This window comes from Nitrospirota bacterium, assembly GCA_026387665.1.
Taxonomy (GTDB): domain Bacteria; phylum Nitrospirota; class Nitrospiria; order Nitrospirales; family Nitrospiraceae; genus Palsa-1315.
The window spans coordinates 599,732-621,690 of sequence record JAPLLG010000007.1; the positions used below are offsets into that span (position 1 = coordinate 599,732).

Annotated in this window: 21 protein-coding genes and 1 tRNA gene; 7 read left to right on the plus strand and 15 right to left on the minus strand. The window is 58.7% G+C overall.

The window, feature by feature from the left end:
* Nucleotides 1-21: 21 nt before the first annotated feature.
* The 13 genes from ruvB to NT179_07310 form a co-directional block, all read right to left on the minus strand.
* Nucleotides 22-1,029: a Holliday junction branch migration DNA helicase RuvB gene (gene ruvB, locus NT179_07250; protein ID MCX5721813.1), complete on the minus strand. Its 1,008-nt coding sequence runs from the start codon at nt 1,027-1,029 to the stop codon at nt 22-24.
* Between the two features lie 24 nt (nt 1,030-1,053).
* Complete coding sequence (locus tag NT179_07255) at nt 1,054-1,512, minus strand: hypothetical protein (GenBank protein MCX5721814.1); 459 nt, start codon at nt 1,510-1,512, stop codon at nt 1,054-1,056.
* 2 nt (nt 1,513-1,514) lie between these two features.
* The gene (ruvA, locus tag NT179_07260) at nt 1,515-2,123 is read right to left on the minus strand and encodes a Holliday junction branch migration protein RuvA (GenBank protein MCX5721815.1); all 609 of its coding nucleotides are present in this window, start codon (nt 2,121-2,123) and stop codon (nt 1,515-1,517) included.
* Between the two features lie 97 nt (nt 2,124-2,220).
* A complete protein-coding gene (locus NT179_07265) occupies nt 2,221-2,973 on the minus strand; it encodes a YebC/PmpR family DNA-binding transcriptional regulator (protein MCX5721816.1) in 753 nt (250 codons plus the stop codon).
* A gap of 136 nt (nt 2,974-3,109) precedes the next feature.
* Entirely contained in the window at nt 3,110-3,832 is a 723-nt protein-coding gene (locus tag NT179_07270) for a hypothetical protein (GenBank protein MCX5721817.1), read from the minus strand.
* 139 nt (nt 3,833-3,971) lie between these two features.
* Complete coding sequence (locus tag NT179_07275) at nt 3,972-4,730, minus strand: PCP reductase family protein (protein ID MCX5721818.1); 759 nt, start codon at nt 4,728-4,730, stop codon at nt 3,972-3,974.
* Nucleotides 4,731-4,756: 26 nt separating this feature from the next.
* Nucleotides 4,757-5,677: an Mrp/NBP35 family ATP-binding protein gene (locus NT179_07280; GenBank protein ID MCX5721819.1), complete on the minus strand. Its 921-nt coding sequence runs from the start codon at nt 5,675-5,677 to the stop codon at nt 4,757-4,759.
* 402 nt (nt 5,678-6,079) lie between these two features.
* Nucleotides 6,080-7,924, minus strand: a complete 1,845-nt coding sequence (locus NT179_07285) for a GTP-binding protein (GenBank protein MCX5721820.1) — start codon at nt 7,922-7,924, stop codon at nt 6,080-6,082.
* Between the two features lie 142 nt (nt 7,925-8,066).
* Complete coding sequence (locus tag NT179_07290) at nt 8,067-8,864, minus strand: sulfate adenylyltransferase subunit 2 (GenBank protein MCX5721821.1); 798 nt, start codon at nt 8,862-8,864, stop codon at nt 8,067-8,069.
* A gap of 21 nt (nt 8,865-8,885) precedes the next feature.
* Nucleotides 8,886-9,947, minus strand: a complete 1,062-nt coding sequence (gene trpD / locus NT179_07295) for an anthranilate phosphoribosyltransferase (GenBank protein MCX5721822.1) — start codon at nt 9,945-9,947, stop codon at nt 8,886-8,888.
* A complete protein-coding gene (locus NT179_07300; protein MCX5721823.1) occupies nt 9,947-10,645 on the minus strand; it encodes a phosphoadenylyl-sulfate reductase in 699 nt (232 codons plus the stop codon). The genes trpD and NT179_07300 overlap by 1 nt, the downstream gene beginning before the upstream one ends.
* A 65-nt stretch (nt 10,646-10,710) precedes the next feature.
* Nucleotides 10,711-13,197, minus strand: a complete 2,487-nt coding sequence (locus NT179_07305; GenBank protein MCX5721824.1) for a sulfurtransferase TusA family protein — start codon at nt 13,195-13,197, stop codon at nt 10,711-10,713.
* 211 nt (nt 13,198-13,408) lie between these two features.
* Nucleotides 13,409-13,858: an Rrf2 family transcriptional regulator gene (locus NT179_07310; protein ID MCX5721825.1), complete on the minus strand. Its 450-nt coding sequence runs from the start codon at nt 13,856-13,858 to the stop codon at nt 13,409-13,411.
* A gap of 363 nt (nt 13,859-14,221) precedes the next feature.
* On the opposite strand from NT179_07310, the gene NT179_07315 reads away from it, so the two are divergent.
* From NT179_07315 to rplT, 7 genes are all read left to right on the plus strand, one after another.
* Nucleotides 14,222-14,812: a hypothetical protein gene (locus NT179_07315; protein ID MCX5721826.1), complete on the plus strand. Its 591-nt coding sequence runs from the start codon at nt 14,222-14,224 to the stop codon at nt 14,810-14,812.
* A gap of 54 nt (nt 14,813-14,866) precedes the next feature.
* Nucleotides 14,867-15,184, plus strand: coding sequence for an HU family DNA-binding protein (locus tag NT179_07320; protein ID MCX5721827.1), 318 nt, complete (start codon nt 14,867-14,869; stop codon nt 15,182-15,184).
* Between the two features lie 137 nt (nt 15,185-15,321).
* Nucleotides 15,322-15,396, plus strand: a tRNA-Val gene (locus tag NT179_07325).
* Between the two features lie 80 nt (nt 15,397-15,476).
* Nucleotides 15,477-17,408 (plus strand): threonine--tRNA ligase, encoded by a 1,932-nt coding sequence (gene thrS / locus NT179_07330; GenBank protein MCX5721828.1) that lies wholly within the window; start codon nt 15,477-15,479, stop codon nt 17,406-17,408.
* 10 nt (nt 17,409-17,418) lie between these two features.
* A complete protein-coding gene (gene infC / locus NT179_07335; GenBank protein ID MCX5721829.1) occupies nt 17,419-17,925 on the plus strand; it encodes a translation initiation factor IF-3 in 507 nt (168 codons plus the stop codon).
* A 40-nt stretch (nt 17,926-17,965) separates the two neighbouring features.
* Nucleotides 17,966-18,169, plus strand: coding sequence for a 50S ribosomal protein L35 (rpmI, locus tag NT179_07340; GenBank protein MCX5721830.1), 204 nt, complete (start codon nt 17,966-17,968; stop codon nt 18,167-18,169).
* A gap of 43 nt (nt 18,170-18,212) precedes the next feature.
* Nucleotides 18,213-18,581 (plus strand): 50S ribosomal protein L20, encoded by a 369-nt coding sequence (rplT, locus tag NT179_07345; GenBank protein ID MCX5721831.1) that lies wholly within the window; start codon nt 18,213-18,215, stop codon nt 18,579-18,581.
* 85 nt (nt 18,582-18,666) lie between these two features.
* Here rplT and pheT read toward each other — a convergent pair whose 3' ends face one another.
* Nucleotides 18,667-20,385 carry a phenylalanine--tRNA ligase subunit beta gene (pheT, locus tag NT179_07350; GenBank protein MCX5721832.1) on the minus strand — a complete coding sequence of 573 codons (1,719 nt, stop codon included), beginning with the start codon at nt 20,383-20,385 and terminating at the stop codon, nt 18,667-18,669.
* Nucleotides 20,386-20,392: 7 nt separating this feature from the next.
* Complete coding sequence (locus tag NT179_07355) at nt 20,393-21,955, minus strand: phenylalanine--tRNA ligase subunit alpha (GenBank protein MCX5721833.1); 1,563 nt, start codon at nt 21,953-21,955, stop codon at nt 20,393-20,395.
* Nucleotides 21,956-21,959 lie beyond the last annotated feature (4 nt).

Below are 21,959 nucleotides of genomic sequence, written 5' to 3' on the forward strand. Positions count from 1 at the left end.
GGGCTGGCTGGGCCAGGCAGATCAGGGGAAGAGGGGGGAATTGGGCCGCTTGAAGTGATCGAAGGCCAGCTTCGTGGCCTGGCGGCCGCGTCCGGTTCGCTCGAGGAAACCGGCCTGAATCAAATAGGGCTCATGGACGTCTTCGAGGGTACTTTTGTCTTCCTGGACTGCAGCAGCCAGGGATTCCACCCCGACCGGTCCCCCGGCAAACTTGTCGATAATGGCCAAAAGGATCTGACGATCCATCTCGTCGAATCCCGCCGTATCGACACCCAGCCAAGCGAGCGCCTCCTGGGCGACGGTCTGGGTAATGCGGCCTTCCGCCTTCACCTGGGCATAGTCGCGCACCCGCTTGATCAGGCGATTAACGATGCGGGGAGTTCCCCTGGCACGACAGGCGATTTCCCTCGCTCCCTCGGAGTCAATCGGGATCCCGAGCACTCCCGCCGAACGGGTCACAATGGTCTGGAGTTCTGATGGAGAATAAAACTCCAGCCGGTGAACAAGACCGAACCGGTCCCTGAGCGGAGAGGTCAAGGCGCCGGCTCTGGTCGTGGCCCCCACCAGCGTAAACCGAGGAAGATCCAGTTTCACCGTCCTGGCTGCAGGTCCCTGGCCGATCACGAGATCGAGCTGGTAATCCTCCATGGCAGGATAGAGCGCCTCTTCGACCGAGGCAGGGAGCCGGTGAATCTCGTCGATGAAGAGGACGTCGTGCTCTTGGAGGTTCGTCAGGATGGCGGCCAGATCTCCCGCATGGGCCAAGACAAGACCGGAGGTCGAGCGGAGCGACGCACCCATCTCGCGGGCAATGATGTGAGCGATCGTGGTTTTGCCCAGTCCAGGCGGGCCATAAAAGATCGTGTGATCGAGCGCTTCCTTCCGCTGCTTGGCCGCTTCAATACAAATCCGGAGGGACTCCTTCATCCGCTCCTGGCCGACATATTCCTCCAGGGTCTGCGGACGCAGCACATTCTCGATGCTGCGCTCTTCATCGGTGATCTGCGTGCTGACAACTCGCTCGGCCATCGTGAAAGGACCTCTCTCCTGGTCTTATTTTTTCTCAGGCGTGGGCAAGTACTTGGGCGGAGGAGGCAAGGCCCCCTGCCCCGGCGTGGCAGTGCTCCCGCAATCAGGAGGACAAGTCTTACTGCCCTGGGTCGGATCAGGAAAGTTCAGCTCCATCTTCTCCAGCTGACATTGCGTGAGCCGCCCCCCATCCTGACTGCCACAGCGGGCCGGCACAAACGAGCTGCCGATTTCGCGGTAGCCCTCGGGGCAGAATCCGCAGACTGGCAATAGATTGGCCCCCAGGGGGACACATTGCACCAGGGTAGGATCGCCGTCCTTGCAAATTTCTTTGGACTCGGTCACGCCAGTAGTCGCATAGCCCTCAGGACAGGTGCCGCAGGTCTTGCGAATGCTTCTCGGCTCGCTCGCCTCTCCTGCGAAGCTGGGAAGGACCCCCAACCCCAAGAGGAACAGGACAAGTCCGATGGATAACGATCGCATCCTTACCCCCGTGCGAGCTCCTTCAAAGACTCACGAATCATGTCTTTGAGCGGGATGGACTCAGGATTGGACTTTCTCACCTGCTTCAACGCCTCTTTGGCATCTTGCGGGCGGTAGCCTAAATTCACAAGCGCCGACAGGGCATCGTCGAACGTGGCATCCTGTCCCTGCCTGGGTGAATCGCTGGCTGGAACGGGGCCCGGCTGGAGCTTGCCGACTTTATCCTTGAGCTCTAACACCAGACGGCTGGCCGATTTGTTCCCGATCCCTGGAACCGTCGTCAGTTTTTCGACATTGTCAGACTGAATCGCAAAGACCAAATCGGACACAGGAAGAGCCGACAAGACACTGAGCGCCAGCTTCGGCCCGACGCCGGACACGCTGGTCAGCAGCACGAAGGCATCTTTTTCCTGCGAGGTCAGAAAGCCGAAAAGCTGAATCGCATCTTCGCGGACATGGGTATGCACGCTCAGGGAGGTGCTGTCGCCAAGATTGGCTAGTCCGTAGTAGGTGCTGAGGGGAATAAACACTTCGTAGCCGACCCCATGCACATCGAGGACCAGGGAGGTCGGAGACTTGAAGGCCAATCGGCCTGTCAGTGAGGCAATCATGCGCTAGGAAGCAGCGAGGAATGGTGCGTGCAGACCCCTGAGCGAAGGAGGAAGATCTTGAATTCTCCGTTCATCGTTCAGCGCTCTGTGTTGTTGTTTACCCAGCAGCGGCCACCTTCTCCATCACCTCGTCGGAAATATCGAAATTCGCGTGCACCTTCTGCACATCGTCATGCTCGTCCAAGACTTCCATCAACTTGAGCATCTGTTCGGCCGCTTTCTCCTCGAGCTTGATCGTGTTCTGCGGGACAAAAGTGACTTCCGCAAGCACCGTCTCGATCTTCGCATCGACGAGAGCCTTCTTCACTGCTTCAAAATGGTGCGGGTCCGTGAGAACTTCAAAACTCGCCTCCCCCACCTTCACGTCCTCCGCTCCTGCGTCGAGCGCAAGGGAGAGCAACGTATCTTCGTCGACTTTGCCCTTCTCGATCGTGAGCAGTCCCTTTTTATGGAACTGCCAGGAGACGGCGCCGGCTTCCGCCATGTTGCCATGATTCTTCGTGAGGAGGTTGCGCAACTCGGCAACGGTGCGATTGCGATTGTCGCTTGTGATTTCCAGTAAGATGCCGGTCCCGCCTGGACCATAGGCTTCCAGGTGGAACTCTTCGTACATCACGCCGGGCAACTCGCCCGTGCCTCGCTGAATGGCTTTTTTCAGCGTATCGCCGGGCATGTTGGCCTCTTTGGCCTTCAAGATCGCTAGCCGGAGCCGCGGGTTGCCATCCGGATCCGCGCCGGTACGAGCCGCAATCGTCACCTCGCGGATAATTCGCGTGAAAATCTTCCCGCGCTTAACGTCCATGGCACCCTTGTGCCGTTTAACCGTCGCCCAATGGCTATGTCCACCCATATTCACTCCCTACAGCCGGACTCAGAAGGGCCGACCGCACAAGAAGGTGAAGTCGCTCGATAAGAGCTGGTACTCGTAGCACAGGGTTTGGAAAAGTGTCAATTATGCGAGGGGAGAAACCGCGCGCCGGGAACGACTACTCTGAATACACAAGCAACTGGATTCCGATAAGCAGGATCAAGCCGGACCAGAACAGTTCCCGCTTGGAGTACCGCGCCTGGACTGGAGCCCTGAGCCAATCCGATAACAATTTGGACGAGCCGGCCGTCACCGCCATGGTGCCCATCAGCGCATGACCCATGGCGATTTTGTGGGCCGAGGGATGGAGGCCGTGCGAATGGCCGAACAACATCAGGCCTCCGATGATGGCAAACAGGGGCAACGGAACAGCCCAGGCCGCATGCCCGATCTGTCTCACTCGGCGGAGCAGCTCAATCGCGCCAACGGTCAATGACAAGAGCGCGTAACTCTTATGCTGAAAGATCTCCGAGTCACTGCCGAAAAACGTCTGCGCAAAACTGAGCGAGCCGATCGGCCAGGCATCATGGTCGCTCCAGACCAGAAGAAACACTCCCGCCGTGAGCAAGGCGCCCGGCAAAAGAAACCTGGTCCAAGCCCAGAACGGTATCGCCAGCGCTTGTCGCAACTCGCTCAGGCCGATGATGAGGACTAGCAAACCGGTGAGGTGATGATTAAACTCGGAATAGGCGGTGCCTGCGACTGACCCTTCCCACCCCTCGTGGCCAGCCACACCAGAATGTACGTGGCCAGTGGCGACTGCTTCCTGCACTACAGCATAACCCTGCTCATCATGCTGCGCCCAGAGCGGCAGAGCCGACAAGAAAAGACAGACCAGCATGATGAATCCCAATGCGCGACCTCGATGCGGTCTCCGCAGGATGCCACCATCACGACTGCTGTCCATATCTAAAGGAAGGGCCCATCCGGCTGACCGGATGAGCCCTCGTACCGTTACGATCATAGTCTCGCGTATCTGCCTACATGAACTTCATAAACTTATCTTTGACGTCATCCATCACTTGCGCCGTAATGGTGGCCAGTCCCCGCTCCTTCGCCACCCGCTCGACTTCTTTGCGGGCCATGGGACGGATGAAGTCCGGAATATTCTCAAGCCGCTTCTCCGCATCAGGCGTCCAGGTCATCCCGTTGCTCGACTCGCTCTTGGAGTCGTCCATCACTTGCAACGTGATCGTCTGGTATCCCTGCTTGCGCGCGAACGCTTCCACGCTGCTCTGCACCATCGGCTTCACAAACGAGGGCAGGCGATCGAGCTTCTCCTTCGCATCGGCTGACCAGGTGAACTCCGAGGTAACCGCTCCACCGGTGGCTGGCTTACCGCCCGAGGTGAGCCCCATTTCCGCGACCATCGCGGAGAAGGGACAACCGCCGCTGGGCTTCTCGCCCGGCTTGCCCGTCGGTGCGGCTGTGGCAGCGGCTGCTGTCGGCTGACCACCCTGAATCTTCTCGTTCAAATAGGCTGCCATCTGGCCAGAGCCTGCGGTGGCCTCGTCTTTCAACGTGCCCCTGGTCATCTCGAACGGTTCGGCCGCAACCGTACGCCCGCCCAACTGCACCCCGAGAGAGCTGACCATCTGGGTTTCGCCAGGATTGGTCACCATGGAAAACTTGGCGCTGCAAGACGGACAGCCGAAGAACACGCCCAGCGTGCCCTCACCAGGCTTCTCCACCTTCTCAAAGTTCATGTAGGTTTCACAGTTGAGGCACACGAATTTCATGGCGTCTCCTCTTAGGTGCGTGACAGCTACAGTTTATCGGCCAGCACCTTTTTATAATCCAGCAAGGTCCTGATGCGCCCGGCGATTTCCTGATACCGTTGAATTGTCGGGTAGGTTTCGTCCAGCAACGGCTCTCCCTTGTCGAAGGTGCGAGCGATTTTCCGATCGAAGGGAATTCGTCCGAGCAACGGTAGGTCTAGCGCCTCGCACATCGCCTCGGTGTTGCCCTCGAACAACTCGTTCACTTCGCCACAAGAGGGGCAACGATACTCGCTCATATTCTCGACCATGCCCAGGACTTTGATGCCCATATCACGGGCATAGGTCACCGACTTCTGCACCACGTCCGAGGCCACTTCTGATGGTGTCGTCACGACGATCGCTCCCGCCAAGTCCGGAATGAACCCGGCGATGACCGGCGGCTTATCTGCCGCGGCCCCGGGAGGCAGATCGACCAACAGATAATCAAGTTCGCCCCAAACGACATCTGCCAGGAATTCGCGGATCACATTCATTTCCATCAGCCCCAACCAGACCGGGCTGACATCCATCGGCCCCTTCCAGCGAACCGGCGACGCGTCGTCCAGGAAGAAATCCATCGACGCGACCTTCACCCCAAGCGGCCCGACCGGGGGAATCGCTCCCTCAGGCCTCATGGTCAATGACTGTCCATGCATGCCCAGCATGCGAGGCACGCAGGGTCCGTTCAAATCCACATCTAATAGTCCGACCTTCGCTCCCTGCCGCGCAAACGCTAACGCCAGGTTGACCGTGGTCATGCTCTTGCCGACCCCGCCCTTTCCGCTCATGACGACCAGCTTATGCTTGATCCCAGCCATACGAGCCTGGACCTGCCGCATTTGCTCAGTGATCTGCTGGACGACTTTAGCGTCGTCAGAATATTTCAGTTTGCCAAGAATGGCCTTGAGATCTTTCTCGACCGCCATGACTGATACCCCTCGTTAACTGTGCAAATACAGAGCGATGGAACGGTACCACAGGGGTTTCTGGAGAGTCAAACCAGCGAAAACCTATCCAAGTCAGGCGAGCGAGCACCGGAAAATCATGCCCCTGGCCACTTCGCGACCTGAGCGAAGGGACAAGCAGGAGGCTCAAAAAGTCCATCAGCGAGGCCGCACGAGCTGTCGCTTTGTAAGGGGTAGGTGGGATGGCCCCAACTGCTCGCGTCGAACAATATAAATGCTCCCTCCAAGCTTGCTCACTTTCTCTTCAGGGATGGGGGCTGATTGATCTTCCACTGTGCGCGTCCAACGAGGGGAGTCCTCGACCGCGCGTTGCGCGAGCACAGAAGATCATCAGCCTCCACCCCCCCCTTTTTCAGCATCCTGCTAGATGGAGTATTGAAAGGTCGGCTTCGCTCCGATCGCCTGGGCCAAAACTCCACGGCGCTTCAGCTCCTCAAGAATCCGATGAGTGGCCTCATCGAAGTCAGTCGGGCCTGACAGCACAATATCCGTATTGGGCGGGGCTTCTTCCGGAACCTTACTCATCTGCACGGCAATGACCGGGACCGGATGGACAAGTGTCCGGATCGCCTGGGCCGCCTCAACATAGGCCATGCCGAAGGGATTCGTCGTCGACACCACGATCAACCCCGTATCGACGAGCAGTCTCGCCACCTCGCCGTAGCGGCGAGCCATTTCTGCCGCCTGGCCTCGCTCTCCCTCCGAGAGGTCCGCATCGAGCCCACGGCGGAGATTCCCTCCATCGAGCAAGTAGGCATGCCGTCCGTCTGCCACAAGCCTGGCTTCAATTTTCTTGGCCAGGAAGGACTTCCCTGTATGACGCCCCCCGGTCACCAGCACAATGGCGGCCCGGTGGCCATACTGCTGGGCGCGATCCTCGACGCCGACCTCGCCCTTCACCCAGGCAAAATCGCGCTGTCTCGCTTCTTCGCGGAGAAACTCCTGATCGTCATGGACCAGTTCCGTCACAATGCCGCCGCCGGCAATGTCGTACTCATCCACCAGAACGAACCGGCCCGTCGCCTCGAACGAAGCCGAGAGGTCGAACGCGACCGGCGCTTTGGCCCGGATCGTCAACTCCGCGACCTGGTTCCGGTTCACCACATTGCTGCCTTGCTGCTGGGACAGATCCATCGTGTCGATGATCCGGTGAATCGCGGCGACCTCACAGTCCACTTCCTTCGTCGCCACTCTCAATTGATAGCGCCGCCCCCGTTCCAGCGGCTTTCGGCCCAGCCAGAACACATTGGCGCGAAAAGCCGTCGACACCAGCGGGAGCGCCTCTTGATGCGACGCGACCTCTCCCCGTTCGACAAAGATCTGTTCGTCCAGCGTAATACCGACCGACTGGCCTGCGTGGCCTTCTACTCGCGGAGGTTCAACATTGAAAGCTTCAATAGACTTGACCGTCGCCCGCTTGTTCGATGGCGAGAACACCAGAGAATCGCCAACCTTTACTCGGCCAGCTGTCACGCGGCCGGCAATGATGCGACGGGCGTCGAACTTGTATACGTCCTGAACCGGCATACGAAGCGGCTGCTCGGATCGTCCCGGCTCCTTCTTGAAGGCGCTGAGCGCGTCCAGCACGGTCGGGCCCTTATACCAAGGCATCTGCTCGCTCCGGTTGGCGATGTTATCTCCGAGCTTGGCGCTGACCGGGATGATCTGCTGGGGGACCGCCTTGAACTGCCCGAGGAACTCCCGATATTCCTTTTCGATCCCGTCGAACACATCCTGCCGGTAACCGACCAGATCCATCTTGTTCACGACGACGGCAAACTGGCGCACGCCCAGGAGCGACAAGAGATAGCCATGCTTCTTGGACTGCTCTTTCACGCCCTCCAAGGCATCGATCAGGAGCAAAGCCCCTTCGGCCCGCGCCGCCCCGGAGATCATGTTCTTGAGAAATTCCTTGTGGCCCGGCGCATCGATGATGATGTATTGCCGACCCTTCCATCCAAAGAAGGTCCGAGCCGTATCGATGGTGATGCCCTGTTCCTGCTCTTCCAGGAAGGCATCGAACAGGAAGGCGTACTCGAATTCCTTACCCTGCTGCCGACAGATGGCCTGAACCTTTTCAAGTTTGCCGTCCGGCAAAGAGCCAGTGTCGGCATAAAGCCGCCCCAGCAGAGTGGACTTTCCATGGTCCACATGCCCGACGATAACGATGTTCAGATTGTCCGATGGTTTCTGGGTGAGATTGTCCATAGTCATTTGCTTTCTTGCGGATGATCAAAAAGACCATCCAGCGAGGCCCGAGGCGAGTCGAAACCGGAGGCGTACCCTCTGGGGTACGTTGAGGATTTCGATGAGCCGAGAACGAAGCTGGGGGTCTTTTTCATCATCCGCACTACATGTAGCCGTCTTTTCGGAGCAGTTCCATTCCTCGCCCCTCATCCTGCGCGCGGCCCGACCGCTCCGCCGTCGTGGTATGCCGCAACTCATTAATAATGTCGTCCACGGACTTCGCCGTCGATTTGATCGGCGTCGTGCAGGGCGCGCAGCCGAGACTGCGATAGCGGGTTCCATCTCCCTTGTCGAGATAGAGATCGATGAAGGGAATATTCTCGGCCTTGATGTATTCCCAAATATTGATCTCCGTCCAATCCAGCAGGGGATGGATCCGAATATGGGTCCCCGGAGGAAAGGTCGTCTTGAATTGATCCCAGAGTTCCGGCGGCTGATCGCGGAAGTCCCAATCGCCATGTTTGTCGCGCGGCGAAAAATACCGTTCCTTGGCTCTCGTCCCCTCCTCGTCCGCCCGCACACCGAGGATGATGCCCGTGTAGCCCTTTTGCTCGATCAGTTGCTTGAGCCCGTTGGTCTTCAAGGCCGTACAGCAATTGACTCGGCCCATCGCGGGATTCATCCCTGCCGCGAGCGCTTCCTTATTTTGCCCCACGACCAATTTGAGGCCCCACTCGCGGGCCACGCGATCCCGATACTCGATCATGGCGGGAATTTTGAAACTCGTATCGACATGCAACAGCGGAAACGGGACATGGCCGAAAAAGGCTTTTCTGGCCAACCAGAGCAGCACGGTCGAATCTTTCCCCATCGACCACAGCATCGCCAGGTTATCGAAATGCTTATAGGCTTCCCGGAGGATGTAGACACTCTGGTCTTCTAATTGACGAAGGTGTTGCACGGACTCGATCCTCTCCTCTGGTCAATGGGTTCGGCCGGTGACGTTGGTGCCCACCGGCTCTTGAGTCAGTTCCTCTAACTTTCGGGCCGCCGCTCCCTCTTCGAGCGCTCGACGGGCCAGCGGGATGCAGGCCGCCCAGGTCGCTCCCTTGCCTGCCGCGTACAGAATCAACGCCGCGTTCATCAGCACCCAGTTGCAGGACCCGCCAGGCATTTGGTTGTGGAGAATCCGCCGGAGCAGATCCGCTTCCTTGTCTCGCTGATCCGAAGGGAAACCGGCCATGTCGCGTGGCGTGCCCAGCGGCAATCCGACATCTTTCGACGCGAACGACAGAGGCGTAATCCGCTCGTCCCGCAATTCCAACACCCTGGTGAGGGCGGAAATCGACAGCTCCGGATCGCCCTCCACGCCGCTGACCACCAGAGCCCTGGGGCAGGCCAGCATCCGCAATACTTCGGCAGTCTTTTCAAAGTGGGGAGGATGGGACAGGCCGACGACCTGCGACGAGGCGCGGGCCGGGTTCAAGAGTCTGGCGATCGGATGAAAGACGTTCCGCGCGCCCAGCTCCTGGCGCATCTCCAAAAACCGATAGACCGGGGGATGATAAAGGGCGATATCGAGATAGGCGAATCCATGTTTCGTCACCGTCTCTGCCGCCGCGTTTGGATTCATGTCGATCGGCAACCCCAGGGCCTTGAGCGCCCCGGCGTTCCCCGAACGACCGGGAATCCCGTCATACCCATGCATCAAGACCGATGCGCCGGCCGAGGCCGCCACGATGGCAGCAGCCGCCAGGGCATGAAAAGTTTCCTGTTTCCCCGCATAGCTCGGCAAATCCACGACGCCGAGCTCGCGCGGAATCGGCACCGGCGCCACATAAGAACGCGCCGTCGCGGTCATCGCCGCCAGTTCCGTGACGGACTCCATCTTGATCCGCATGGCAATGAGAAAGGCCCCGGCCTGAGCCGGCGTGGCCTCCCCTTCAATGAGGGCCTTCATCGCCCGCTTCGCTTCATCCCACGTGAGGTCCTTGGCAGCCCTTGGCCCCTTGGCAATTTTCGCGATAAATTCCTGCATCGACATTACGAGGCCTTATGTAACCCGCACTCCGTCTTGGTGAAATTCTTCCATCGTCCCGCGCGGGGGTCATCGCCGGGATTCACGGGGCTCGTGCAATAGGTGCAGCCGATACTGGGATAGTTGCGGTCATGCAATTCGTTGTAGGGCACTTCGTGGACACGAATGTAGGTCCAGACATCCTCCCACGTCCAGGCCGCGAGCGGATTCACTTTGACCAGCTGAAACTTCTGGTCCCATTCGATCAGCTTCGCATTGGCTCTCGTGGGAGACTGGTCCCGCCTGATCCCGGTGATCCAGGCGTCGAATCCCTTGAGCACGCGGGTGAGCGGCTCCACTTTGCGCAGCTCGCAACATTGATCGGGATGGCGCGCCCACAGCGCCTCGCCATGCTGCGCCGCCTGCTGCGCCGGCGTCAGCAGCGACTTCACCTGAATGACCTGCTGCGGTTGCAGTCCATAATGCTGGATCACGCGGTCACGCGTGGCATAGGTCTCAGGAAAGAGAAACTCCGTATCGAGATAAAACAGCGGCACGGAGGGATTGATGCGGTGGACCATGTCCAACAGCACCACATCCTCCGCTCCGAAACTGCAAGCCAGCACGATCTTCGGCGCATAGCGCTCAATCGCGGCAGTCAGCACCTCTTGCGGTTGCTTCGCCTCGAACGACAAGCCCCAGGCTGCGAGTTCTTCTGATGACATACCGGCCATTGAGCGCTCTCTTCCCTCACACACTGCAAGCGACGGAGGATCATCCCTCCGCTGCCCTATTCTACTTTTTCGACCACGATCCGGTAATGAGCCGCTTCTGCTTCGAGCGGTTCCTGCAGCAACAGTTTATGCCCGTCGTTCTTCAAACTGAGCGGCACATTCTTGATCGGTTCGCCCGCGTCCAGCCAGACTTCCAACTGTTCGCCCGCATCCATCATTTCCAGCTTCAGCTTGGTCTTCACATAATTCATCGGACAGGTCACGCCACGCAAATCGTACACCGGCGCGCCGGACGAGACAGGCGCGGCAACAGAAGCGACCGGTGCCTTGACCTCCGGCGTGACTCCTGCTCCTGTACCCACTGCCGCCAACTTCAGATCTTTGCCCATCTGCTCCGTAGCGGCACGGCAGGCATCGACGAAGCCCTTGGCAAAGACCATCTTCTCGCGGGCCGACTCGCCCGTCGTCTCCTTGGGCCCTAAATCGCCGACTCGTTTCCGCAAGTCCCGATAGATCACGGGGACAATCCCCTTTTGCGCAATCCGGCTGTCGAACTCCGTGAAGGTTTCCGCGTCGGTCGAGGGCTCCAGTCCTTCCGTCACCAGCAAGGCCTTGGCAGCGGACAGGACCGCGCGATAGGACTTGTTCACCGAGACGGAATACTGATGGTTGTCCACGAGGAGCTTCGCCTGATAGAGCTCTTGGTCTGCTTCGAGAATGCCGTTCTCGATCATCTCCAGCGCGCCGCCGGCGCACTCGCCCGGTCCGAGATCCTCCAGCACAAACTCCGCTTCGCCTTCCCAGTCATAATAGAACGTCGGGTCCTCTTCAAAGGAAGGCACGATGGTATAGGGAATCAGCTCGTCCTTGAGTTTGATCTTGCCGGCACGATCCACGAAAGCCGGCAGTCCTTCGCCGGCAAGGCGATCGCGCCGATAGACGGCAATCAAATGTGTGATCGCAGCGGATACGCTCTTGGCCGGCAGCTTGACCACCAGCTGTCCGATCTTCGCTGCTCCATCGACCCGCCCGCCCACATGCAATTCATAAAAGGGCGCGACATGCTCGCCGATACGTTTCCCCACTCCATGCAAACCAATCGTGGCGATATGGTGCTGGGCGCAGGAATTGTGGCAGCCGCTGATCTTGACGGTGACATCGCTCAGATCCTCCGGCACCCGCCCTGCCGGGAATACTTCCGCCAAGGCCCGCGCGAGCCCTTTGGAGGACGTAATCCCCAGGCCGCACGTATCGGTGCCCGGGCAGGCGATAATATCTTCGACCAGTTCGGCCCCTGGATCGGCCAGGCCCTGCGAGGCCAGGTCCGCATAGAGGTCGGCAATGCGAGACTCCGGCACCCATCGAATGACCATATTCTGATTGATCGTCGTCCTAATGTTGCCGTTGGAATAGCGCTCCGCCAGATCAGCGATGTGCAGCATCTGCTCCGCCGTGAGATCGCCCATGAACAACTTGGTCACGGCCGCGACGTAGCCCTCTTGCTTCTGACGTACCACGTTGGTGCGGCGCCACATGTCGAACGGCGTCTCCGCCGGCGCACCGTTGGCATGGACGTTGGTCTGTCCCGCCGCCCGCTTCGATCCATTGGCGGATGTCGGCATGATGAGGGCGACAGGCTCGTCCGGATAGGACAGTACCGTGATCGGCTCATGGGTCGGGCGATCATGCCCCATCGACACATAGGCCTCTTCCCAGCGGCGCTTGAATTCATCGAAGCCCAGCTTTTCGATCACGAACTTCATGCGGGCCTTGGTGCGATTCTTTCGATTGCCCAGGGTATCGAACACCCGGATCACGGCTTCGATGCTCGGAATGAGCTCATCCATCGGCGTGAATTCACGAAGGACCTGTGCCAGCCGGGGAGCCGAACCGAGCCCGCCTCCTGCAACCATGCGAAAGCCGATCGCTCCGTCCGCGCGCTTCGCAGCGAGGAGCCCGACATCGTGAATCGGCGTGAGGGCACAGTCCTGCTTGCAGCCGGAAAAGGCAATTTTAAATTTGCGGGGCAGGCTCTGATTGAGCGGATTCCGCAAGAGATGGAGCGCGACGGTTTTTGCGTAAGGCGTCACGTCAAACACTTCCCCCTGACAGATTCCGGCCAGGTGGCAGGCCGTCACGTTGCGGACTGTATTGGCGCAAGCTTCTCTCGTCGTTAAACCGACCTCCGCCAGACCACGCATGATGGTCGGCACATCCTGCAACTCGACAAAATGCAGCTGGATATCCTGGCGCGTGGTCACATGCCCGACGCCTGTGGCGTAACGCTCGGTCAATTCCGCCACCCGGCGAAGCTGATTGGCCGTCATCCCGCCGAAGGGAATCTTGATCCGGACCATCTGGACACCGGCCTGCCGCTGTCCATAAATACCGTACTGGAGGCGGAAGGGCCTGAACAGATCGCTCGAGACGTCGCCGGACGCCAGACGCAACGCCTCAGCCTCGAAAGTCTCGATCTCCTCAGCAATGGCAGGAGAAATAGGCTCAGTCTTGATCGGAACAATACTCAATGGTGCGCGACTCATAATGACCTCTATGCAGACGGCTGAAAAACCCGGTGAAAAAGAAAAATATAGCTAAAGTGGCCCATATGGCATGGAGACATCAATAACCTCGGATGCTCAAAAAGGCCGTCCAGCAAGGCCGCAGCGAGCAAAGAGGCGAGGCGTACCCTTGTGGTACGTTGAGCCTCTTTGTGAAGCGAGAACGCCGCTGGCGGTCTTTTTGAGCATCCTGCTAAATGTGGTACATCAACGACCGCTCTTGTTCGAGCACTCGTTGCTGCCCGGCTAATTCTTCCACGCTGATGGCTTCAAGCACATGACGCTCCGCTTGATGGACCTGCTCCCACATCTTTCCAAGCAGCAGTTCCGGCTTGCTGAGACGTCGCGCCGGCGTCCGCCCGGCTCCGCCGTTGGGAGGGGCAAGCGGACCGTCGAGCGCCTCAAGGATCTCGACGACCGAGACCTCGGATGGTTTCTTCGACAATACATAGCCCCCCTGGGCGCCTCGAAGGCTCGACACAAGACCGGCCTTCTTCATGCCATGGAGTACCTGCTCAAGGAAGCGAGCAGGGATCGCTTGCCGACGCGCAATCGATTTCGCCTGCACTGGCGTGGACCCAGGATGCATCGCTAAATCGACAGCCGCCATGATTCCGTACGTTGCTCTAAGAGAAACCTTCATACACGAGTATTCCGGTAGGAATTAAACCGTTCCTCCTTTTAATACTCCCCGAAAGACGCTCCTGTCAAGTCACCCCTCCCAGATGGTCCTCGCGCGTAATACCGGAACATTTCGCCCGCACGAACAAGAGGAGAGGCAGTCGAAAAGTAAACGCTCCCTCTTGTCTGCCCCGTCACATGAAACGGCAAAAAGAGAAAAGCCCAGCCCGTCAAACAAATAACCCAGGACAAGTCCCTCGCCACTCGTTGAGGGGCAGTGTCCATCCGGCAGCAAATAGCTGCCTCGCTCCATTTTCCTCGTTGACATCAAATAGGCTCTGGGCAATAATCCGCACCACTTCGTTGTTCTTCGGCTGGAATGTTCATGCCGCCTACATTATCCGTCTTCAGTCTGTTGTTGCTCAGCGGCAACCCGGACATTCAGAATCAGGTCAAACACATATTCAAAGATGCGTCCGTCACGATCGCAAAGGACGCGGCAGCGCTACCCAAAGACACGGCCAGGCGCACATTTGATGCAGTCATCATCGAATCGAAACCGGGTTCATCTGATGGAGCGGCGGCTCTCTCGTCCAACATCGATCTCACGCACGCACTGGTGATCACCGGTTCGCGGACCGTGCTGAAGCGCGCCTCCAAATTCATGCACGTGATCGCGCGCGCGAAAACAGCAGGCGTAAACGGGAAAGATGCCCTTTCGCTTGAGGACTACCTTGAATGGAAGATGGGAGATTTCGTGAAGGGGATGAGGGACGGCTCGGGCCGCAACCTCCACCCCATGCTGATCAGTGCCATTGAGCGCCCCTTGATTACCAGGGCGCTTCAGGAAACCAACGGGAACCAGATCCAAGCGGCAGAACTGCTGGGCTTGAATCGGAACACCCTCAGGAAAAAGATCAAAGACTTGCACATTCCCGTGAAACGGAAGCGGGCGGCGCAGACGCGGGAGACGTAACAACCTCCGGTGCCAGCGCCCAATCTGATTCACGAATGTGCCGGACCAACGTCGGTGGCAAGGAGTCGCGTAGTTCAACCCAACAACAGGAGGGGTACGATGACGAAAGAAGAGCTGATCGCAAAGATGGCGGCATCCGCTGGTATCACCAAGGTCGCGGCAGGCACTGCGCTGCAGGCCTTCACCGGAGCGGTCACCACATCCCTGAAGAAGGGCCAGCGCGTCTCCTTGGTGAATTTCGGGACCTTTACGGTGGCCAAGCGAAAAGCCCGGCTCGGGCGCAATCCCAGAACCGGTGAGGCATTGCGCATTCCCGCCGCCAAAGTTCCGAAGTTCTCGGCAGGGAAAATCCTGAAGTCAGCCGTCAGGTAATCCCGACGATCGTCCGTCGTCGCGTCGGCAAACAAGAGAGGAGGCGGCGTACTCCACCCTCGGGGTACGTCCCCCTCTCTTTTTGCGTTTCTTGACACATTGGGCAGGGCTATATTAGCATGCGCCTTCGGATTGACAGGCGCGTAGCTCAGGGGGAGAGCGCTACCTTGACACGGTAGAGGTCGACGGTTCAAGACCGTCCGCGCCTACCACCCAGCTGAGGGCATCCGCTTGCCTCTCGTAGGCGGGGTGCCTTTGTTGTTTCTAGTGCTCGTTCGATGCAGTGCATATCATGAAAATTACGCTCAAAGATGGCGGCAGTCGGGATATTCCGACAGGACAGACTGTTGGGTCTGCCCTGTCAGCTCTCGGCCTGACGCTTGGTCCTGACATCCTGGCGGCGAAGGTCAACGGCCGGATGGTGGACCTCTCGAGCGTTCTGACGGAAGATGCCGAGGTCGCGCCCCTTCTGTTCGACAGCGCCGAAGGCCGTGAGGTCTACCGCCATAGCAGCACGCATATTATGGCGCAGGCCGTCAAAGAGGTCTTCCCCACGGCAAAACTGACGATCGGCCCGGCCATCGAGGACGGGTTCTTCTACGACTTTGACTATGAGCGGCCCTTTACGCCGGAAGATCTTGAGAAAATTGAAGCGCGCGCGAAAGACATCATCAAGCGCGCCCTGCCTGTGAAACGGGCAGAATTATCGAAGCACGCCGCGGTGAAGTTTTTCCAGGAACGCGGCGAAGCCTACAAAGTCGAGCTGATTCAAGGACTGGCGGAGGGACAGACCATCACGGTCTACGGCCAGGGAGAGTTCACCGACCTCTGCCGCGGCCCGCACCTCCCGACCACCGGCCATGTCGGGGCCTTCAAGCTCCTAAACACAGCCGGCGCCTACTGGCGCGGCGACGAACGCAATCCCATGCTGCAGCGGATCTACGGGACCTCCTTCCCCACCCAGGCGGAACTCGACGCGCATCTCGCGCGCTTAGAAGAAATTAAGCGCCGGGACCACCGCAAGGTCGGCAAGGAACTCGACTTGATCTCGATCTCGGATGAAATCGGCCCAGGCCTGGTGCTCTGGCATCCGAAGGGCGCGACCATCCGGCTGTTGATCGAAAACTTCTGGCGCGACCAGCACATTCAAAACGGTTATGAACTGGTGTACTCCCCTCATGTCGCCAAACTGGACCTCTGGAAAACCAGCGGCCACGTCGACTACTACCGCGAAAACATGTTCGCGCCCATGAAGGTCGAAAACAGCGAGTACCAGCTCAAACCGATGAATTGTCCGTTCCATATCATGATTTACAAGTCCCATCTGCGCAGTTACCGGGACCTCCCTATCCGCTACGGCGAACTGGGGACCGTCTATCGGTATGAGCGGACGGGCGTCCTCCACGGTCTATTGCGGGTTCGCGGCTTCACGCAAGACGACGCACACCTCTTCTGCCGGCCTGATCAAATTGAAAGCGAAGTCAGCCAGGTCCTGGACTTCACGTTCTTTATCCTTGGCACCTTCGGGTTTACCGAGTTTGAAGTGTTCCTCTCGACGAAGCCGGAAAAGGCCGTCGGCTCCGAGGAGCGTTGGACGCAAGCCACGAGCGCGCTCGAAGCGGCCTTGAAGGGACGCAACGTCGCCTACCAGATCGATCCGGGCGAAGGCGTCTTCTACGGACCAAAAATCGACATCAAGATCAAGGATGCCCTGGGTCGCTCTTGGCAATGCTCCACCATTCAAGTCGATTTCAACAATCCCGAGCGGTTCGAGTTGGGCTATATCGGGGAAGACGGCAGGGTGCACCAGCCGATCATGATCCACCGAGCCCTGATGGGTTCGATCGAACGGTTCTTCGGCATTTTGATCGAACACTTCGGCGGCGCCTTCCCGACCTGGCTCGCCCCGGTTCAGGCGACGGTCATGTCGATCACGGACAACCAGCATCCCTACGTCGCCGAGGTCGTGGCCCAACTCAAGGCTGCAGGCTTCCGCGCCGAAGCCGACCTGCGAAATGAAAAAATCGGGCTCAAGATTCGAGAAGCGGAAAAAGCAAAGGTTCCATTTATGTTTGTGGTTGGCGACCGGGAAGTGCAGAGTGGGACTCTGGCCATACGGGGCCGGAGCGGGGCCAACCTCGGCAGTATGACCGTCGCAGGAGCGCTCGATCTGCTCCGTGCAGACCTCAAGCCGGCAGGGCAGCAACATTCACTGACACAATAAGAGGTGTCTTATCGTCCCCAAACTACGAGTTAATCGGGAAATCAGAGTGCGCGAAGTCCGGGTGATCGGTCCGGAGAGCGAACAGCTCGGCATTCTTCTGACAGCTGATGCATTCAAACAGGCGCAAGATCAGGGCTACGACCTGGTCGAAATCGCACCGACGTCTGTGCCTCCCGTATGCCGCATTATGGACTACGGGAAGTACAAGTTTGAGTTGAGCAAGAAAGACCACCAGAATCGCCGGCACCAAAAGTCGACGCAGGTCAAAGAAATCAAGCTGCGTCCTCGGACGGATAAGCACGACTTGGAAATCAAGGTGCGCCAGATCAAGGGTTTTCTGGCCGACGGCAACAAGACGAAAGTCGTCTTGACCTACCGAGGCCGTGAAATGGCGAATCAGGAGATGGGCCGATCGCTCATGAATATGGTCATTGCAGAAGTGGGAACGGAGGGCACGATCGAGTACGCCCCCCGCATGGAAGGGCGCAGCTTGATCATGATCGTGGCGCCGAAGTAAGACGGCGGCCCGAACGCTATTAACCAAAGGAAGCACCGACATGAAGAAGAGGAAAATGAAAAGCCATAGTGGAGCCAAGAAGCGGTTTACCCGCACCGGCTCCGGGAAATTGGTCAGGAGAAAGGCGGGCAAGCGCCATATCCTCACCAGCAAGACGCAGGATCGGAAGCGCCGGTTGAGCGGCGCGGTTCTCGTCGATAAGACCAAAGTTCAGGCGCTGGATCGCTTGTTGCCCTACGCCTAAACAAGACCAGACGGATCGCGTTAACCAAAAGGAGTATTGACTCATGCCTCGCGCAAAAGGTGGCCCAAAAACAAGACATCGTCGGAAGAAGCGGCTCAAGCTGGCCTCAGGCCAGTACGGCGGAAAGAGCCGGCTGTTCCGGACGGCAACAGAATCGGTCGATAAAGGTCAGGCCTACGCCTATACGGGACGGAAAAACCGGAAACGGGATTTCCGCGTCTTGTGGATTGCGCGCATCAACGCGGCAGTTCGGGCGCATGGATTGACCTATGGCCGATTCATCAATGCCCTGAAGAAAGCGAATATCCTCCTGGACCGGAAGGTCCTCTCGGATATGGCGATCAAGGATGCCACAGGGTTTGAGCAGCTGGTCGGTCTCGCCAAGCAGCATCTTGCCCCGGCGATAGCCTAAGCGCAGCCGCCTCGCAAGAGCACTCTTCGAATCATTGATTTGGATAGATTGCGGGTCTTGAGGAATGCGCCGACTGGCGCAGGCCTCAAGGCCGTTCGGCTAGGTGCGTCAAATCGATTTCAAACGCCACGGCGGGCACGCTAATCTGCCAGCGCTCGAGCACTTCCGGGTGCAGCTCCCCGATCACACCAATCTGTTTCCCCTCAGACACAATGGCCCCCACTCGTCCGGCGAGAAACGACGGATGCTGGATCGGCTCCAAACTGTAAGTCTGGTTCACATAATAAAACAGCGTGTCCAGGCAGGAATGGACTTCGGAGAAATGCGCATCGGCATGGGCGATCATGCCGCCCAGCACCGTCACCGTGCGGGACCCGAGCGGCTGCGTCAGATCCAGCTTGGCCACTTCACCCGCCTCGAACAGCCTGTGGGGATAGAAGGCCCGGTTCGATGCAGCTTCCACGCGAAGCAACGACGGCAACATCCATTGGCGCAAGGCGGAAAAATTCTGGGACATCACATTGTCCACCTCGACCAATTGCCCCCACTCAGTCCCTTCCAGCCTCATCGCATCGCGCAGGTCTTGCGGCGAACCGAGGATATTGGAAATGATTTCTTGAAAACCCATGCCGACCATGAGCGCCCTCACCCGGTCGGAGACTTCTTCGATGCGCGAGAGGCCACCGACCGTAAAATCCGAGGGCATCACCGGTAAAAAATCTCCGTACCCGCGGCTGATCGCGACATCTTCAACGACGTCCATCGCATGCATCAGGTCCTGCCGATAGGGCGGCAACGTCACCGTCACATGTTTACCGCTGGCCTTCACCTCATAGCCGTAGGCCGTCAAGGCCTTCGCCACTTCCTTGGCGCCAAGCGTCTGTCCAAGGGCCTGCTCGATCGTACTGACGGGAAGCTTCTGTGACTTCCTGAGATCCTGCGGAGTCACGACAGTTTTGCCGAGAGACGTTTTATAGGGATAGCGCACGTCGATCGGCTCAATGGCCGCGCCACGATCCGCCAAATTCGCCGCGAAAATATTCAGGGTCAGGACGACCATCGGCAGGTCTGTGCCGGTCACTTCGACGAAGAGGGCATCGTCTCCCACCTTCACTTCGCCGACCTCGCGGCTATTGATGATCGGCGGGAAAGACAGGGCCTGTTGCTTCGCGTCACGCAGGACTGGCAGACGGTCCTGCCCCGCGAGGATCCCGCCGAACTCCAGCCCTTTGGGATGGACAAGCAACATCTCCCCCAGCGTCATGACCGTATCCATGCCCAGCGGCGTGAAGCTCACGTCGTCCGGCTTCACCAAGTCATAGGCAACAGGAAACTCGATCGCCGCGAGCCGATAGATCCCGATCGACACAGTTTTGCGTTTGCGCCCGAACATCTCGGCGAGCTTTTCCTGTGTCTGGATCAGCTGCGCGAGACCTTCCTGGGTCACGCGGTAGCCGGTCGCAGTACAGGCCGCCACGAAGGGCCGGACCTTCTCCATGCCAGGGGCCACGTTCAGTCGCTTCAGCACTTTCGGCTTGGCCGTCAGAAACTCGTACGGTGCAAGCGAACCCTGCCGCTTCACCCGGATCTGCCGCGCAATCCCTTCGCAACACCAGAGGTCGGGACGGTTGCTATCTTGCAGCTCGATGCGCAGCTCGCCGCTGTCGGGGTTCTGCCCCTTCAGCTCACCCTTCACGAGCATCAAGGACTCTTCCAGTTGCTCAATCGTGATCGACTGGCGAGCCTCTCCAGGCCCTGTGAGCAATCCTTCGAGATCCTGTTTGAAAATCGTAATCGTCGGCATGGGAATGCTAGAAAGCCCCCTTAGTGGAGCGAATGAGATCGAGACTGTCGGTGAACAATTCCCGAATATCGTGAATGCCCAGCGCCACCATCGCCATACGGTCGAGCCCCAGCCCCCAGGCGATCACCGGCACGGTCACGCCCAGTGGAAGGGTGACCTCCGACCGGAACAGGCCGGCTCCACCCAGCTCCATCCAGCCGAGCTTCGGATGACGCACGTGCAATTCAACCGAGGGTTCGGTGAAGGGGAAATAGGCCGGGAGGAATTTGACTTCCTTGGCCTGCGCCACTTCACGGGCAAAAAGGTTCAGCAGGCCGAGCAATGTGCGAAAGTTAATATCTTCGCCGAGCACAATCCCCTCCACCTGGAAGAAATCGGTCGCATGCGTCGCATCGACTTGATCGTAACGGAAACAACGGGCGATGGAGAAATACTTTCCCGGCACAGCCGGCTGTGCCGCCAGCGTATGGGCCGAGACGGCCGTGCCCTGGCTCCGCAACACCAAACGCCGCGCACGCTCCATATCGAAAGAATAGTTCCAGCCGGTTGAACCGGTTGAGCCACCGTCCTGATGCGCCTGCGAAACCCGGGACAAAAACGGCTCTGCAATCGACGCAGCCTGTTTCGGTTCCTTGACGAAGTAGACGTCATGGATGTCTCTGGCCGGATGGAACTGCGGCATGAAGAGGGCATCCATATTCCAAAATTCTGTCTCCACCAGCGGGCCCCGCATTTCCTGGAATCCCATGCTCACCAGTTTCGTCTTTACGGTATCCAGAAACTCGCGATAGGGATGTTTCTTGCCCGGCGCAATCCGCGGCGCGCGAAGACTGATCGTGTACTTACGGAACCGCTTCGTCCGCCAGCTCCCGTCTTTCAAAAGCTCTGGAGTCAGCTGGGAGACCTCTTCCAGCACTCCCTGCTTCGAGAGCTGCTGCGCTGCCTCGATGCCGGCAGCAGACAGTTTGAGCGATCTGGCCACCCGATCATCGATGCGGAAGGGTTCCTTCGCGTTCCCTCGTTTGACCGCATGGTCTTGAATAACCTGCCGATGCGCCTCGGGGAATGCCTGCAGCTCGCGCGTCGTGCCATGAAGCTGTTGCAACAAACCCCGTATCGCTTCCGCCGTCTGGCTTGGCCGACCGGTCGATTCGAGACAGCCGCCTTGCACGATGAGAAGCGCGCCTTCTTTCTTGAGCCGTCCGATCGCGCCGCTCACCTCCGCCGGTTCCAGCCCTTCCCGCGCTTGAATGTCCTGAATGGTGAGGCGCTTGCCGGTTGTGGCAGCGTCGCGGGCCGCGGACAGGACCCGTTCGATCGGGGAATACTTTTCAAAGTACAGTTCGCCGATTTTGGTGAGGGACACAATCGGCGTCACCGTCTCGGTATCAACCGTGAGCAACGACTTGGCCAGCAGCCATTCGACCGACATGCTCAATTGCGAGGGTTCTAAGCCTGAGGTCTGCGCCAACTGCTCGGTCGGGAGCACCGCAGAGGGATCGGCTCCGAACGTCGACAGAACTTTGACTTCGAGAGGATGCAGGCTGTCGATGAGGGAAGAAATATCCACCCGC

What these genes read in the sequence shown, in the direction of transcription:
- NT179_07255 (MCX5721814.1), bottom strand. Translation starts at nt 1,512, where the DNA reads ATGCGATCGTTATCCATCGGACTTGTCCTGTTCCTCTTGGGGTTGGGG.
- NT179_07305 (MCX5721824.1), bottom strand. Translation starts at nt 13,197, where the DNA reads ATGAGTCGCGCACCATTGAGTATTGTTCCGATCAAGACTGAGCCTATT.
- thrS (MCX5721828.1), top strand. Translation starts at nt 15,477, where the DNA reads ATGAAAATTACGCTCAAAGATGGCGGCAGTCGGGATATTCCGACAGGA.
- NT179_07310 (MCX5721825.1), bottom strand. Translation starts at nt 13,858, where the DNA reads ATGAAGGTTTCTCTTAGAGCAACGTACGGAATCATGGCGGCTGTCGAT.
- NT179_07315 (MCX5721826.1), top strand. Translation starts at nt 14,222, where the DNA reads ATGCCGCCTACATTATCCGTCTTCAGTCTGTTGTTGCTCAGCGGCAAC.
- NT179_07280 (MCX5721819.1), bottom strand. Translation starts at nt 5,677, where the DNA reads ATGGCGGTCGAGAAAGATCTCAAGGCCATTCTTGGCAAACTGAAATAT.
- NT179_07275 (MCX5721818.1), bottom strand. Translation starts at nt 4,730, where the DNA reads ATGAAATTCGTGTGCCTCAACTGTGAAACCTACATGAACTTTGAGAAG.
- trpD (MCX5721822.1), bottom strand. Translation starts at nt 9,947, where the DNA reads ATGTCGATGCAGGAATTTATCGCGAAAATTGCCAAGGGGCCAAGGGCT.
- NT179_07285 (MCX5721820.1), bottom strand. Translation starts at nt 7,924, where the DNA reads ATGGACAATCTCACCCAGAAACCATCGGACAATCTGAACATCGTTATC.
- NT179_07265 (MCX5721816.1), bottom strand. Translation starts at nt 2,973, where the DNA reads ATGGGTGGACATAGCCATTGGGCGACGGTTAAACGGCACAAGGGTGCC.
- NT179_07270 (MCX5721817.1), bottom strand. Translation starts at nt 3,832, where the DNA reads ATGCTGGTCTGTCTTTTCTTGTCGGCTCTGCCGCTCTGGGCGCAGCAT.
- rplT (MCX5721831.1), top strand. Translation starts at nt 18,213, where the DNA reads ATGCCTCGCGCAAAAGGTGGCCCAAAAACAAGACATCGTCGGAAGAAG.
- ruvB (MCX5721813.1), bottom strand. Translation starts at nt 1,029, where the DNA reads ATGGCCGAGCGAGTTGTCAGCACGCAGATCACCGATGAAGAGCGCAGC.
- ruvA (MCX5721815.1), bottom strand. Translation starts at nt 2,123, where the DNA reads ATGATTGCCTCACTGACAGGCCGATTGGCCTTCAAGTCTCCGACCTCC.
- NT179_07300 (MCX5721823.1), bottom strand. Translation starts at nt 10,645, where the DNA reads ATGTCATCAGAAGAACTCGCAGCCTGGGGCTTGTCGTTCGAGGCGAAG.
- rpmI (MCX5721830.1), top strand. Translation starts at nt 17,966, where the DNA reads ATGAAGAAGAGGAAAATGAAAAGCCATAGTGGAGCCAAGAAGCGGTTT.
- pheT (MCX5721832.1), bottom strand. Translation starts at nt 20,385, where the DNA reads ATGCCGACGATTACGATTTTCAAACAGGATCTCGAAGGATTGCTCACA.